This window comes from Butyrivibrio sp. WCE2006, assembly GCF_000701985.1.
Taxonomy (GTDB): Bacteria; Bacillota; Clostridia; order Lachnospirales; family Lachnospiraceae; genus Butyrivibrio.
In genome coordinates this window covers 194,100-210,129 of record NZ_JNKH01000001.1, presented here as the reverse complement: position 1 = coordinate 210,129, position 16,030 = coordinate 194,100, and the positions used below count along the sequence as shown (strand labels likewise).

Genomic DNA, 16,030 nt, shown 5'->3' with positions numbered 1-16,030 from the left:
AATAAACCACAGGTTTAGTAATTTATTTTTTTCTTCCTTTTTTCTGAGAACTTCTGGCAGCTTTTGATGTAGCTGATTTTTTATATTTGTGAACCTTATAGACCTTTCTACTGCTCACACTGTCTTTACTTTCTGCCTTTTTCTCTGATTTTTTTCCTTTTAATTTGCTTTTCTTCTTCAGTTCAGCAATTTCTTTAAGTATTTCTTTTTCTTTTTTCTTGCTTATCCTACCTAAATCATCGTACTTATTTCCAGACTGCGTTTTAATATCACCGGCGCCCTTTTTCTTAGCCTTATAAGGTGCCTCCTCAAAGGAACTATCAAGAGATAACTTTGAAATTTTAGCAGCTCTTAGCTTAGCCGGGGTCTTCTTTTCCGTTCTGGAAGTTTTCTTGCTCTTTTCAGACTTTCTCAGATGCTTATCTGATTTATGTTTACCATCCTTTTTGCCCGAAACAAGCTTAAGATGTCCGTTTTCATCCTCTTCATAATACTCTTCTTCATAATAATCCTCTTCATAGAGATCATCATAATCTCCACTTCGAGAATCATCTGTAACCACACGAAAATCAATGGTCTTACTAAGTCTGTCAGTATCATGAACCTTAACCTTCACTGTCTGTCCAAGACAGTACATTTTACCGGTGCGCTCACCAACAAGCCTGTAATTATCCTCGTCAAAAACATAAAAGTCATCTTCAATAGTAGAAGCGGGAACCAAGCCCTCACATGTATTTGGAAGCTCGACAAACATTCCCCATCCGGTAACTCCGGAAACCACGCCTTCAAAAACCTCACCGATATGAGATTCCATATATTGTGCCTTCTTCAATTTATCGGTTTCCCTCTCAGCCTCTTCTGCGCGCCTCTCCGTATCAGATGAGTGCTTTGCAACTTCTTCAAGGATTTCATTATAATGCTTTATCTTGTCATCATCCATCCTTCCACGCAGATAATCTTTAATAATTCTATGTATCTGAAGGTCAGGATAACGCCTTATGGGTGAAGTGAAATGGCAATAATATTTGCATGCAAGTCCATAATGTCCCAGACATTCTGTACTATACTTAGCCTGCATCATACTACGCAAAGCGATTCTACTAATTACAGCCTCTTCATCCGTTCCTTCTATTTTATCAAGAAGGCCCTGTATTTCAGAAGGTCTTACCTCATCGTCGCGAATATTCAAATGCAGTCCAAGTCTTGATATGAACGCATTGAGATTTGCAATTTTCTCCAAATCAGGCTGTTCATGTACTCTATAAACAAAAGGAGATTCCATCCAATAGAAATGCTCCGCAACTGTTTCGTTTGCAGCAAGCATAAAGCTCTCAATCATCTTTGTTGCCGTATTAGCCTGTCGCAACTGAATATCTAAGGGATTCCCCTCTCTATCAAGAATTATCTTTGCCTCAGGGAAATCAAAATCTATCGCTCCCCGACTTTGTCTCTTTTTTATTAAAATCTCTGAAAGTCTTGCCATATTCCTGAACATGGGAACAAGTTCATGGTATTTTTCAATTTCTGCTTCATCTTCATCTTCCAAAATAGCAGCAACTGAAGTATAGCTCATTCTCTCATTAACATTAATAACTGTCTCAGCTATCTTATGAGAGATAACGCTACCATTAGAATCAATATCCATCATGCAGCTAAGGGCAAGTCTGTCCTCTCCGTGATTAAGAGAGCAGATTCCATTACTCAATTTATGAGGGAGCATAGGAATAACTCTGTCGACAAGATACACGCTTGTACCCCTTTTTAACGCTTCTCTGTCAAGCGCAGAACCTTCCTGTACATAATTGGTTACATCAGCTATATGCACTCCAAGATGATAAATACCATTCTCTACAGTCAGTGATACCGCATCATCAAGATCCTTCGCATCCTCACCATCTATCGTAACCATATCCACGTTTCTAAGATCAAGCCTTCCCTGATAATCCCCTTCTATCAGATGATCTTTGCATTTTTCAGCCTGATTCATAACCTTCTCAGGAAATGCGTTAGGAAGATCAAAGCCTTCAACTATAGACAGGATATCAACCCCGGGATCATTTATGTTACCAATGATGTCAGTAACTTTCCCTTCCGGTTTTCTGCTTTTATTCGGATCTCCATAATAGGTAATAGATACTACAACCTTATCACCGGATACCGCACCCTTAGAGTGTTCCTTTAGCACAAAAATATCCTGGGTGAACTTTAGATTATCAGGTATAACAAATCCGAAGGTATTACCATCCTGATAAGTGCCTACTATTCTGTCAACAGCTCTCACCAAAATATTGACTACTCTGCCTTCATCGCGCATTCCACCGTTCTGATCTTTATCAGAAGTAATCATTACTTCAACGGTATCTCCTTGAAAAGCTCCGCCTGTATATTCTTCGGGAATAAAAATATCCTCTTCTCTTCCTTCAACCTCTACAAATCCAAAGCCTCTTTGGTTAGAAATAAAGGTTCCTGTTATATTCTGTTTTTTCTTCATTATTTTTTTCTTACTCATATATAAGGTCCCTTCAATCTCCAGAGTATTTATAATGGTGAAATAAGATAATAAAAGGGCACTCATTAAGAGTGCCCTTCAAGCTGCAATTTACAATTAAAATACAGTCATATTCAGTACAACGCTCAAAACGATAAACAGTACTGACAATACGATTGTAATCTTTTTAAGAACTCCCTCTCTGGAACGACCTTTAATCTTCCCCCAGTAAGTAGTCTCTGCAAATCCCTGAATAGCACCAAGTCCCTGTGTCTTACCCTCCTGAGCAAGTACAAGTGTAACAAGTGCAACACAATCGATAACAAAAATAATTGCCAAAACAATTTTCAAAGCTGCCACAAAAACACCCTCCTAAAATTATACAGAAATACTTATTTAAGATAACATACTTTATCTATAAAATCAATAAGTATTGCTCTGAATACAGCTAAGCTAATCTCGTATGATGTTACTGTTCACACCTTACGGTGCTCACAGCAACTGGATTTGCCCATTCCAGTTGCCTTCGGCAAAGGGTCAAATCCTATATTCAAGACGTAGAACATTCTCACGCTCAGCGCAGCAAGTGCGCAGAGCTGTCTGAACAGTAACCGTATGATTACTTCTTAATAAGAAGTGATTTTCCTGTCATCTCAGCAGGCTGCTCATATCCCATGCACTCAATAAGTGTAGGAATGATATCTGCAAGACATCCGTTCTCACGAAGTGTATATGCAGGATCATAATTTACAAGGATGAACGGAACAGGATTTGTTGTATGAGCTGTAAAAGGCTCACCTGTCTCATAATCGATCATCATGTCTGCATTACCGTGATCAGCACAGATGAATAATGTACCGTTCTTAGCTTTAACAGCTTCAACAATCTTACCAACACATGTATCAACTGTCTCAACTGCCTTAACAGCAGCCTCGATAACTCCTGTATGACCTACCATATCAGGATTAGCAAAGTTTGTAACTACAACATCATATTTATCAGAGTTAATAGCTTCAAGAACTCTGTCACAAACTTCAGGCGCACTCATCTGAGGCTTAAGATCATAAGTAGGTACATCCTTAGGTGAATTTACAAGGATTCTGTCCTCACCTTCATTGGGCTCTTCAACACCACCATTGAAGAAGAAAGTAACGTGAGCATATTTCTCAGTCTCAGCAATACGAGCCTGCTTCATGCCCTTGTTTGCAAGCCACTCACCGAATGTGTTGTTAAGAAGTACCTTCTTAAAAGCGATTTCCTTGTTAGGAATAAGCGGATCATAATCTGTGAAGCAGACATAAGTTGTCTTGATCCTATCGCCTCTGTCAAATTTATCAAATTCATTATCGCAGAAGCAATGTGTGATTTCTCTTGCTCTGTCAGGACGGAAGTTAAAGAAAATAATGGAATCATTATCCTTAATTGTAGCAACAGGTGCGCCATCCTTCATGATAACTGTAGGAATTACGAATTCATCTGTCTTGCCATCCTTATATGTCTGAACCATGCACTCATGAGCGCTGTCTGCTTTATTACCCTCGCCCTTGGTCATAGCATCGTAAGCAATCTTAACTCGGTCGTAGTTATTATCTCTGTCCATAGCATAATATCTTCCGGAAATAGTAGCTACTTCACCGATTCCGAGTTCCTTCATCTTGTCCTCAAGCTGCTGTACGAAATCGATACCTGATTCCGGAGGAGTATCACGTCCGTCAAGGAAGCAGTGAACATATACCTTATTAAGACCGTTTCTCTTAGCAAGCTCAAGAAGTCCATAAATATGAGTAATATGGCTATGTACACCACCATCACTTACAAGACCGTACATATGAAGAGCTGAATCATTCTTCTTGCAGTTGTTAATTGCTGCCATAAGTCCTTCATTTGTGAAGAAGTCGCCGTCCTCTATTGATTTTGTAATTCTTGTAAGCTCCTGATACACGATGCGTCCGGCACCCATGTTCATATGTCCTACCTCTGAGTTACCCATCTGACCATCAGGAAGTCCTACTGCAAGTCCGCTTGCATTTCCTTTTACAAAAGGATAATCCTTCATAAGTCCGTCAAGAACAGGTGTATTTGCCATTGCAATAGCATTTCCCTTGGGATTCTCATTAAGACCGAATCCGTCCATGATAAGTAAAACTGTTGGTTTAGAACCCTGCATATTTATGCCTCCATATATAAAAATTATTTATGCCATGCAGATATCTTAAGCCCCGGCATCGCCAATTCGCCATATACCTGCATTATTTATCATTGTCCACAGAGTAGTATACCCATAAATTGTTTGCTTTTCAAGTTCAGCTACTCTGTTATATGCTGATTATCTATTTTTTTAATATATTTAATTATTCTTTTATTAAATACTTCTTTTTCATCATCACTAAGCTGATTTTTCTTTTTATTGATAATTTTATATTCTATAACCTTTATCAGCTGGGAATCCTCTCCATCTGAAAGAGCCTTATCCTTATCAAGAATGTAATTTGCTATTATTGATGCAATCAGCAGCAGAATTTTCTGACTGTAAATTAATTCATCATAGCTTTTCTCCAAAGCCTCATCTGCCAGTTCAAAAATCAGTTTTTCTGCCACATCCTTAGCTTCATCAAAAAAAGCATTACCTTCATCCATAAGAATCGTCATGCAGGAAAACACCAGAATTTCCAGTCCGGATCCGTAAACATCGTAAGCAGTACCATTATCAGAACTCAGCTCCCTGGCTTTATGAATCAGGTCATTGACAATAACCTTATAGCGCTTCTGTCTGCTCATTTTCTGAGGCATTCCGGCCATCATTGAGTGGTCATAAGCATTTTTTATTTCTTTATCTGTCTTTGACAGCTCTGAAAAAGCCCATAACATGGCAAGCTTCTCATTTGTGTCAAGCTGATTCAGATCAGGCTTATTTACAAGAAGATAATGGGCAGCATCCAATCCAGCGTGCATACAATCTCTAGCAAAAATCGCATCAAGATCATCATATACCCGTGATGTTACACACATCATCGCAATAAATATGGAAGTTTTATAAATATCTCCATCAATACTGCCATCTTCATTTTGTTCTTCATACTGTTTTTCTATGACAGGGCTGGTGTTTTCGACCAATTTACGAAAATAATTCTCATCAAATATTACCGCCCCATATTCCTTCAAAAGCTCATGCTCATACATTTTAACGATGGTACATAACTTCATATCGGAATCTTTAATTTTCTCCTGTGCATCACAGAATACACTTTCAATCAATTTATAATCCATCATTTATCCCTCTCCCCTATATAAAAGAAATCACATTTATTATGGTTCTTGAAGCTCAAGAATTCATAGCATGTGATTCCTTGTTACTGTTCACACCTTACGGTGCTCACAGCAACTGGATTTGCCCATTCCAGTTGCCTTCGGCAAAGGGGCAAATCCTATATTCAAGACGTAGAACATTCTCACGCTCAGCGCAGCAAGTGCGCAGAGCTGTCTGAACAGTAACGATTCCTTCTATTATATACTATTTATTTATCTTTTCTCACACCGAGTTTCTCAGTTCTTGGTCTTGCATTTCTTCTGAATTTATCCGCGGATGCCTTCTTATGCATTCCTGCTGAATCGCGCATATTCCTGCTGTCCTTACCGAACTTGCCATCGCGGCCACGACCATAACCTGATCCCTTACCGTCTCTTCTTCCTTTGGAATCATGTGATCCGTGTGCGTCAGATCTTCCTCTGCCGTCTCTTCCATATCTTCTTTCACGGCTTCGCTCGCCCCTGTATAGATCACGCTTTCTGGGTTTAATATCAAGTTCTTCAGGAGCTTTACCCATATTAAGTCTCATAAGGCCTGCAGCAAGCTGTTCAATTGAATACTCATCCTCAGCAACCTTATCATTGAGGAACTCTATGTAATCAGTTATTTCACCTGACTCAATAAGATCGATTACCTCTGAGAAAAGCTTTCTTGCCTTTGCTCTTGTTATTTCCTTGGCAGAAGGAACTTCGCCCTCTTCGATTTTTGTATGACAGATTCTCTCAATGTCTCTGAGTTTATACATTTCTCTGGGAGAAACAAGTGAGAATGACTGACCGCTTTTTCCTGCTCTTCCTGTACGTCCTATTCTATGTACATAGTATTCTATATCCTCAGGAATATCATAGTTAAATACAGCAGTAACACCACTTACATCTATTCCTCTTGCAGCAACGTCTGTAGCTATCAAAAAGTCAGCCTGTCCAAAGCGGAAGAGGTTCATAACAGTATCACGCTGATACTGGGACAAATCACCGTGAAGACCCTCTGCTTTGTATCCCTTGCTCTTCAAATTAGAAGTGAGTTCATCAACTTTTCTTTTTGTATTACAGAAAATAAGACTTCTCTTTGGCTGATGATACTCAATGAGTCTTGTAAGGACCTCTTCTTTAAAGTTTGATGGAATCACATAGTAATACTGTTCTATTGCTTTTACAGTGATTTCCTTGGGAGTCATCTTTATATATTCTGCATCCTGCTGATATTTTCTTGTAATCTGTAAAATAGGCTCAGGCATTGTAGCAGAAAACAATGCAGTCTGTCTCTCCTTAGGCATGCCTTCAAGGATAGTCTCAATATCATCTCTGAATCCCATATCCAGCATTTCATCTGCTTCGTCGAGAACCAGCACTCTGACATCACTCATCTTCATAGTATGACGTCTCATATGGTCCATAACTCTTCCGGGAGTTCCGACAACAATCTGAACGCCTGATGAAAGTGCTCGTATCTGTCTTGATATATCCTGACCACCATATACAGGAAGCACTTTTATTCCGTGCATATATTTTCCAAAGCTTCTTAAATCATCAGCAGCCTGCATGGCAAGCTCTCTTGTAGGGCACAAAACAACTGCCTGAAGATGCTTGTTGGAGGGATCAACCTTCTGAAGAAGCGGAATTCCAAAAGCAGCCGTTTTTCCTGTTCCTGTCTGAGCCTGTCCGATAATATCAACACCCTTCATCATAACGGGAATAGCAGCCTTCTGGATAGGAGACATATACTCAAACCCCATCTCTGTGATGGCCCTGAGAATCTTCTCATCAATTCCTTCAGCCTCATCATAACGAACTCTTACTTCTTCTTTTGATGCAGACTTTTCATTTTCTTTGTCTTTATGATTCTTCTTAGTTTCTTTGTCTTTATTTCCGGAAACAGCTTCTGAGATTCCTTCGATGTTTTTCTTAATTTCTTCTAGTATGTTTGCCATATTACCTCTTTCTTGATATCAGATTCTTCATTTTATCTGATAAGTTTCATGGAGCAGAATATTTAGCTCCATCAGGCTTAATACTATGCCACTTGGCTCCCAATGGTTAATCCCAGGCTCGAAGAAACTTTGCCCGGCGTTCTGCTCAAAAAAAATGAGGACGCACATCAAATGTCGTCCCCAAATAAAACATTTAAATTACACAATTGAAAACTATATCATTGTTTTCAATATTATACAACAATTTTTTGATAAAACTTTTAACGAATCATCTCCCAAATATAATCTGGTTGAAAATACGATGATACATTACATATCACCACTCATAACATCTTTATTCTTGATAATATAATCGCAAAGAGAAATTATGGTTAGTGCAAGTGCTATATACATTATGATATTGGTAACAAGCTGAAGCTGAGGTATGTTAACAATCATAAGTATAACCATTATCATCTGAAATGTTGTCTTGAATTTGCCCCAATAGCTGGCAGCTATAACTCGTCCATTCTCAACAGCAATCAGTCTGAATCCGCTGATGATAAACTCTCTTGCAATAATGATCACAACTATCCAGGATGGAATTCTGCCAAGTTCTATAAGACAAATCATCGCACTGCAAACAAGAAGTTTATCAGCAAGAGGATCCATAAATTTACCAAAATCAGTTACAAGGTTATATTTTCTGGCAATTTTACCGTCGGCCAGATCTGTGAGGGATGCTACGATAAATATGCCTACAGCAATCCACTTATCAGCTTCTCCAAAAATATTCGCCAGTAAAAATACAACAAAGAACGGAATCAAAATAACTCTAAATACAGTAAGCTTATTCGGTAAATTCATTTTCATCTTCATTCCCCTCCATTAACTCCCCAATCAGGTCATAATCATTAGAACCGGTGATAAGTACGTCAACGAATTGTCCGCTCATCAAATCATAAGGGACATTCATTATAAATAAATATCCATCCACATCCGGTGCATCCATATAAGTTCTGGCTACGTACGTGCTTCCGTCATATTCATCATCGTCGTCATCAGTTATTCTGCCTTCTATTACAGCGCTGACAACCTGACCAATTCTGCCTCTTGCTGCATCAAAAGCAATAGTCTGCTGAAGTGACATGATCTCATCTCTTCGCTTTTCTTTTACTTCTTCAGGAATCTGATCAGTCATCTCACCAGCGACTGTATTTTCTTCCTGTGAGTAAGTAAAGCAACCAAGTCTGTCAAAACGCATCTCTTTAACAAAAGACATGGTCTCCTGATGATCTTCCTCAGTTTCCCCAGGGAAGCCTGCAATCAATGTGGTTCTGATACAAATATCAGGTATCTTTGCCCTGATATTTTTAACTCTCTCGGTTATTTCTGCTCTGTTAGTGCGGCGTCCCATCTGTTTTAAGATGTGATTGGATCCGCTTTGAATAGGAATATCAAGGTAATTGCAAACCTTCGGCTCATTCTTGATTGCATCAATCAGCTCGTCGGTTATTTCTTCCGGATAACAATACATTATTCTTATCCATTTGATATCCTCAATTTCAGCAAGTTTATGTAAGAGCTCCGGAAGCTTCTTTTCCCCATAAAGATCTGTTCCATAAAGAGTTGTCTCCTGCGCAACAAGAATAAGTTCTGTTACTCCCTTTGCCGCAAGCTCCTTAGCCTCAGCTACAAGCTCCTCCATAGGTACACTTCGATATTTTCCTCTTACCTTTGGAATAACACAATATGTACAATTTTTATTACAACCTTCAGCAATCTTCAGATAATTAAACTGTCCGCCGGTTGTCTGTATACGAGCCCTGTTACCAACCGGTTTCTTATCTAGGCTGTCAATATATATTCTTTTAATACTGCTGACATCTGAATTAACTATTTCAGATGTTTCACCAAGAACAGAATCAAGTGCTTCCACAATATGCTCAACAGATGCTGTTCCCAATATTCTGTCAACTTCAGGGATTTCTTTTAATACCTCTTCCCTGTACCTTTCAGCAAGACAACCGGTTACAATAAGGGCTTTATACTTGCCGCTCTTTCTGTACTTGCCAAGTTCTATAATTGTGTTTATACTCTCTTCTTTAGCATCACCAATAAAGCAGCATGTGTTAACCACAGCTGCTTCTGCTATTTCTTCATCGTCTGTAAATTCATGCCCCCGCTGTGACAGCATGCCAAGCATAACCTCTGAGTCAACGCGGTTTTTGTCACAGCCGAGAGATACAAATAAAATCTTCATAAATTATTCCCAATTAATTATTCTTCAGAAGACTTTTCTTCGTTTGTTTCAATAAGAGCCTGCTTTTCCTCGTCAGAAAGAATTCTAAGCTTATCTTCATTAAGCTCATCTACTGCTATTGATAAGAATTTCTCCTTATCCTTTACTCTTACCATAGGCTCATCACCGGCAATAAGCTGTCTTGCTCTCTTTGCTGTTGCCATAACGATGGAATATCTTGAGCTTATAATAGGCTCATTTCCTTCCTCTACGTCCTTATTAACTACCTTCATAAGATCAACATATGACGGATGTATCATGTTAGTCCTCCATTATATAAAAAAATTATTTAAGCTCTGACAGCTGCTTCTTAATATCCTCAATGAATTCTTTATTCCTGTCAGGTGTATAATGTGCAGCTTGAATTATCTCATGCATCTCTTTAACACATGCATCAAGATTGTCATTGATTACTATATTATCATACTCGTCAATACCCTGTCCCTCTTCTTTTGCACGAAGAAGTCTTCCGTGTATGACATCTTCAGTTTCTGTTCCTCTTCCGCGAAGTCTTTTTTCAAGTTCTTCAACAGATGGAGGCATCACAAACAATAATAGTGCCTGGGGGAATTTCTTTTTTATCTGAAGAGCACCCTGGATTTCTATCTCAAGGATTACATCCTTACCACTATCAAGCTTTTCCTGTACAAATTTTTTAGGCGTTCCATAGTAATTGCCCACATAATTTGCATGCTCAATAAGGCCATCTTCCTCTATAAGCTTTTCAAATTCTTCTTTACTTATAAAGAAATATTCTCTTCCATTTTCTTCACCCGGCCTTGGATTTCTTGTTGTAGCTGATATTGAAAGAGCATAATTATCATATGTTCTTAAAAGCTCCTTCATCAGTGTACCTTTACCGGCTCCGGAAAAACCTGAAACAACAACAATAATTCCTTTTTTGTTCATAAAACATCATCCTATCTTTATTCTATATTCTGAATTTGTTCACGAACCTTTTCAACGTCAGTTTTAAGACTTATACCCTTATCGGATATTTCAAGGTCTGTGGACTTTGACAAGATAGTATTAGATTCTCTGTTCATCTCCTGTGCAAGGAAGTCAAGCTTTCTGCCAATTCCTTCCTTATCATCACCCTTATTCAGGATATCCCTCATAGCTGTTATGTGACTCCTAAGCCTTACAAGCTCTTCGTCAACACTTACCTTATCGGCATAAAGCGTGACCTCCATGATAAGTCTGTTTTCATCAACAGCCTTATCTTCAAGAAGCTCCTTCACCTTATCCCTTAGTTTATTTCTGTATTCATCTATAATTACAGGTGAACGCTCTGTAATAAACTCCACACTTTCAAGCATACCAGCAAGTTTATCATCAAGATCCCTGTGAAGGAACTCGCCTTCTTTTTGTCTTGCAGCTGAAAACTCCTCGCCTGCTCCATCGATAGCCTTCTTAAGAGATCCCCACAACTCCTCCTCATCGATTTCAGCATCTTCCATGCTGAAAACATCAGGATATTTTGAAAGTGAAGAAACACGGATATCATTATCGATTCCGAAATCTGCAGACATCTGCTTTAAATATTCCAGATACTCAGCGGCAATCTCCTTATTATACCTCACTCTGGTATCAGTTTCGGAAAAGTCTTCATAGGTAATAAAAACATCAACCTTTCCTCTTTTTACAAAGTTCTTAAGTTCATTTCTTATCTTTGACTCTAACGCATTGAACTTTTTAGGCATCTTGATATTTATATCAAGATAACGGTTATTAACGGATTTCATTTCAACCGTAAACTTATGTTTCTCATCGGCAGTTTCGCATCTGCCATAACCCGTCATACTGCAGACCATACTTCCTCACATTCTAGCTGCAAATGCAGCATTTTGTTTTCTCAGTTTCCTAATTAATTATTCTAACACAAAAAAACAAATCCTGTATCAGAATTTCGATTATCAAAGCATTTTAGCACTATTTTAATAGTATTTTAATTATTCAACTTCCTTAAGACCTGATATATCCGTGCTTATCACCATTGAATAATTCGTGTAATAGACCACAAAGCCGGGCTTTGCACCTCCGGGCTTTTTGACATCTTTTCTCTTTAGATAATCAATCTCAACCTTGTCCTGATCCTTGCCTTTAGAGTAATATGCGGCCAGAGATGCGGCTTCTTCAAAGGTTCTGTCCGGAACCTCTTTCCCTTCTGTTATGAGGACCACATGTGAACCGGGAATTCCTTTTGCATGGAACCACCAGTCTCCGCCGTTAGCCATTTTGAAGGTAAGCTCGTCGTTCTGATAGTTATTCTTCCCCACATAAATATGAAAACCATCACTACTTATATAATGAAAAGGTTTACTCTTTGTTTTTTGATTTCTGTTACTCTTTTGTCCCTTTCCTTTTCCGTTTATCCTGTCAGCTGCACTGCCTTTTATGTAACCGCCTTCAACAAGCTCCCGTCTGATATCCGTAAGGTCCTCTTCCTGCCTTGCTATGTCAAGGGAAGCGGCAATTGACTCAAGATGAGAGACAGTCTGTGATACCTCCTGCATTTGTGAATTCAATGCCTCAGCCGTTCTTTTCAGCTTAGTATATCTGTCAAAATATTTCTTGGCATTCTGCGCAATTGTATGGGTGTTATCAAGTGGAATTGTAACATCTTTACCTGTATTATAATCATTGACCGTAATTGATTTTGCATCTGCCTCTGCACTATATCCATAGACAGTCAGAAGCTCTCCGTAAATGCGATACTTATCCTTTTTCTCAGTGTCTTTTAGCTGATTTGTCTGAAGGTCAAGTGTTCTGATATTTCTTTCAAGAGCTGTGGCAACAAGTTTTCTCAGATCTGAGGATTTCTGTCTTATTCTGGTTATCGTATTCTTTTCAGAATAAAAATCCAGAAGAAGTGCTGATATCTCCTCATACTCCCTGTATGACGCAGTCTCACTGCCATGATACATGGTGAGAGGAAGTGAAGCATATTCCTTGGGCTTGTCATTGACATAAACAAGTTCGGGAGAAAAATCCCCTGCTTTAATACTATTCACCATTCCACCAAAAGCATTCCAAAGTCTGTTCAACTCGTCAGCATCAAGAGCAATTGCGGACTTATCTGCATCAATATCAGCCCTGTAACATATTTCCTGAGAAATAATCGGCGATAATCCGGTAAAGCTTCCATAAAGTGCCTTGAATACTGCCTGTCCCTTTGTCGGCACAACGCTTAAGAAATCATCCCTTGAAGCCTCTAGCGGATCAAGCTTATCCTGAGTCATGGGAACAAAATAATCTCTTCCGGGAAGCACCTCTCTTACTGAACTTACAGAAGACGGAATATGCTTTATGGCATCTATTATCCTGTTGTCCTCATCCACAAAAATTATGTTACTGTATTTGCCCATCAGTTCCATAAGCAGTATCTTATGCCTTAAATCTCCCATCTCATCGAGATGTTCAACTTCAATTCGGATAATACGCTCAAGTCCGGGCTGTTCAACATTGATAATCTTACCATTCTGGATATGCTTCCTTAAAAGCATGCAAAAATTTGGTGCAACCATAGGACTTTGCTTATTCTCATCCGTCATATATACAAGCGGAAGAGATGCGTCAGAGGACATAAAAAGTCTCCTCTGACCACCGCCATTTTCCACTGCCCGTCTTACGGTTATAAGAAGCTCGTCCTTTTCTGTCTGGGCTATTTTATATATTCGCCCACCTAATAATTCTTTTTTTAAATCTCTAACTATATTTGCTACAGTAATTCCATCGAAAGCCATTTTGTACCTTCCTTTACTTCATCAATATCTTCGGCATTCCTTATCAAGAAGATCAAAATCAGCATAGTCAACAACTCTGCCATTTGAATTTTTCACAACAGCAAAATGCAATCCCTTACGTTCCATCATTACATTATTACCATTGATTTCAAGAGCAAAATCTCTGTCATCAAAGCTGTCCCAGCTTCCTTTAAGGTGATAGGAAAGATTATCAGAAACCGTTCCTTCTATATCGGCACTCTGCTTGGACACAATAATATCCTTAAGATTGTTGTTTATTGCCGCTGTTATTGTAATGTCTTCACCTTTACTGATCTCATCCTCAATACCAAGTGCATGCAGATCAGCTATGTTTTCATCTGTCAATCTCATAGCTGCACTTTTTCTTGTAGTTATAAATACGGTATAATCCTCAGATTCTGCATACTTCTTAAGAGCCTTAAGATAATCGCCTATGTCAGTCTGTTTAAGATTAATATCTCCCCTCTGAGAGAAGAGGCATATTCTTGATCCAAGAGAACCATCCATATATATTCTGAAATCAGTATCAGTTTCATCAATTTTATCAGCAGGAATATCTGCGCTGTAACTGCCATCAGCATTTTTATCCATTTTAACTGTAAAGTTACGCTCCTGATCCCCTTCAGGCTGAACTTCCAGTTCCATCTTTTCAACCTGTTCAATATTATTGGATATGCTGTTTACTATGATCTTAATATTCTCTTTGTCACTCTTATCTATTGTCACATCTGCAGTAGGTTCTGCATAATTCTGACTTGCAATTGACTCGTCACTGATACCTGCAAGCTCATTCATAAATTTTGATTTCTTGTCGAGCTCGCTTTTTTCATAATCCATTCCATATGTTTCAAGAAGTGTTTCTTTAGTCGAAAACAGATTTGCTCCAAGCCCAAGTCTGTTACCGTCAATAGTTGCTCCAAGAGCAGCTATTGTAGTAGGAAACATATCGAAAGTAGTATATTTTCTTTTTAATCTGTCATGCACACCGCAGTCAGCGTTTATAAAACAGGTATAGACAGTTCTTGTGTAATCACCTGGAATCTCAAGACAATAATCTGCATCCATAGTTGGATGATCGCCGACAAGCACTATAGTTGTATTTTCGTAAAAATCCTGCTGCTGTATCCACTTGACAAAGCTTGTAGCCTGTCTGCTTGAACAAGCAAAAACATTGGAGTACTGATCATCAAATTCATTCTCACAGAGCTTACATACATAGCCATCTTCAAAATGCGTATCCACGGTAAGAAGTGTCATATTAAAAGGCTCATCGATTTTAGAGAGCTCCAGCAGTCGCTCCTTTGCATAATCAAAAAGCTTCTGGTCTTCAAAGCCCCACCAGACACCATAATCCTTAGGAATCCATCCCTGTTCCTTGGCATAGGGATAATCGATTATGTCAAAATCCCCATGAGTCCTAAAGAAAAGTTCTCTTCCGCCAAAGGTCGCATTAGAGCCGCAAAGATACTCCTGATGATATCCCTCATCTTTTAAAATATCTCCAAGCGCTTTAACTGTAGGGAAAAAGGTTTCCTGGTCAGACATACTGTTAGCATCAATACTTATCTGAAGCGGAAGTCCGGTGGACTGGGCGAAAATTGCTCCCATAGTCCAGTCTGTACCGGGCATTGAGAAACCGCCATTTAACTCACCGGAATTATCACCAAAAAATTCATTTTCAAGAGCAAGATCCGTAAGCTCCGGTATTCTGTTTTTGTCAAAGCCGCCCCCATGCTCCTTGTCAGCATCCGTAACTTCCATGGATTCAAGATAAATATACACAAGATTCCTCTTCCTGGTAGGAAACTGTATATCTACAGTATTAGGATCCACATAATTATCCTTGATAAAGGTAGATGCATGTATCTGCTGATTGATATAAGTTGTCATATCAAGCTGTATCCATGTATAGCCAATTGCTGCGACTAATGCCAGTATTCCCGACATAGCTGCTATGAGATTTCTCTTTCCTTTAAAAGCTTCCTTCTTAAAAACTGTCAGGAAAAGAAAGACCAGCAGTGCCGCTATGCAGGCAGGTAAAAATGCCTTCATGACAAACAGCTTTATCATGGCGTGAGATGCACCTGATAATGACATTTTCACATTAAAAACAAGCTCATTAACCGTCATCGTATTCCAGGTATGGAAAAACCACCAGGAAGTAAAGAACAGCAAAAACGGAACTGCAATTATTATAGTAGCTATGATATTTTTTAATATATTTCTCTTTTTCACGAAAACTCCATAAATGATATAA

At 38.8% G+C, this 16,030-nt stretch carries 11 protein-coding genes and 1 pseudogene; all 12 read right to left on the bottom strand.

Annotation, left to right across the window (positions count from 1 at the left end; genetic code table 11):
- Positions 1-22 precede the first annotated feature (22 nt).
- A pseudogene (gene rnr / locus T501_RS00900) lies at positions 23-2,545 on the bottom strand (ribonuclease R); the annotation flags it as partial.
- Between the two features lie 60 nt (positions 2,546-2,605).
- The gene (gene secG / locus T501_RS00895; RefSeq protein ID WP_026509385.1) at positions 2,606-2,848 is read right to left on the bottom strand and encodes a preprotein translocase subunit SecG; all 243 of its coding nucleotides are present in this window, start codon (positions 2,846-2,848) and stop codon (positions 2,606-2,608) included.
- 259 nt (positions 2,849-3,107) lie between these two features.
- Entirely contained in the window at positions 3,108-4,655 is a 1,548-nt protein-coding gene (gene gpmI / locus T501_RS00890; protein WP_044912709.1) for a 2,3-bisphosphoglycerate-independent phosphoglycerate mutase, read from the bottom strand.
- A gap of 140 nt (positions 4,656-4,795) precedes the next feature.
- The gene (locus tag T501_RS00885) at positions 4,796-5,758 is read right to left on the bottom strand and encodes a hypothetical protein (RefSeq protein WP_155994756.1); all 963 of its coding nucleotides are present in this window, start codon (positions 5,756-5,758) and stop codon (positions 4,796-4,798) included.
- Between the two features lie 245 nt (positions 5,759-6,003).
- Positions 6,004-7,725: a DEAD/DEAH box helicase gene (locus T501_RS00880; RefSeq protein WP_081842982.1), complete on the bottom strand. Its 1,722-nt coding sequence runs from the start codon at positions 7,723-7,725 to the stop codon at positions 6,004-6,006.
- 309 nt (positions 7,726-8,034) lie between these two features.
- Complete coding sequence (gene pgsA, locus T501_RS00875) at positions 8,035-8,571, bottom strand: CDP-diacylglycerol--glycerol-3-phosphate 3-phosphatidyltransferase (protein WP_026509388.1); 537 nt, start codon at positions 8,569-8,571, stop codon at positions 8,035-8,037.
- Entirely contained in the window at positions 8,555-9,967 is a 1,413-nt protein-coding gene (gene rimO / locus T501_RS00870; protein WP_044912706.1) for a 30S ribosomal protein S12 methylthiotransferase RimO, read from the bottom strand. The genes pgsA and rimO overlap by 17 nt, the downstream gene beginning before the upstream one ends.
- Before the next feature lie 17 nt (positions 9,968-9,984).
- Positions 9,985-10,266 carry a DNA-directed RNA polymerase subunit omega gene (rpoZ, locus tag T501_RS00865; RefSeq protein ID WP_044912704.1) on the bottom strand — a complete coding sequence of 94 codons (282 nt, stop codon included), beginning with the start codon at positions 10,264-10,266 and terminating at the stop codon, positions 9,985-9,987.
- A 25-nt stretch (positions 10,267-10,291) separates the two neighbouring features.
- Complete coding sequence (gene gmk, locus T501_RS00860) at positions 10,292-10,915, bottom strand: guanylate kinase (RefSeq protein ID WP_044912703.1); 624 nt, start codon at positions 10,913-10,915, stop codon at positions 10,292-10,294.
- Positions 10,916-10,932: 17 nt separating this feature from the next.
- Positions 10,933-11,820 (bottom strand): YicC/YloC family endoribonuclease, encoded by an 888-nt coding sequence (locus T501_RS00855; RefSeq protein WP_026509391.1) that lies wholly within the window; start codon positions 11,818-11,820, stop codon positions 10,933-10,935.
- Between the two features lie 138 nt (positions 11,821-11,958).
- Positions 11,959-13,752 (bottom strand): Rqc2 family fibronectin-binding protein, encoded by a 1,794-nt coding sequence (locus T501_RS00850; protein ID WP_044912701.1) that lies wholly within the window; start codon positions 13,750-13,752, stop codon positions 11,959-11,961.
- 21 nt (positions 13,753-13,773) lie between these two features.
- A complete protein-coding gene (locus T501_RS00845) occupies positions 13,774-16,008 on the bottom strand; it encodes a sulfatase-like hydrolase/transferase (protein ID WP_050008040.1) in 2,235 nt (744 codons plus the stop codon).
- Between the last annotated feature and the right edge of the window lie 22 nt (positions 16,009-16,030).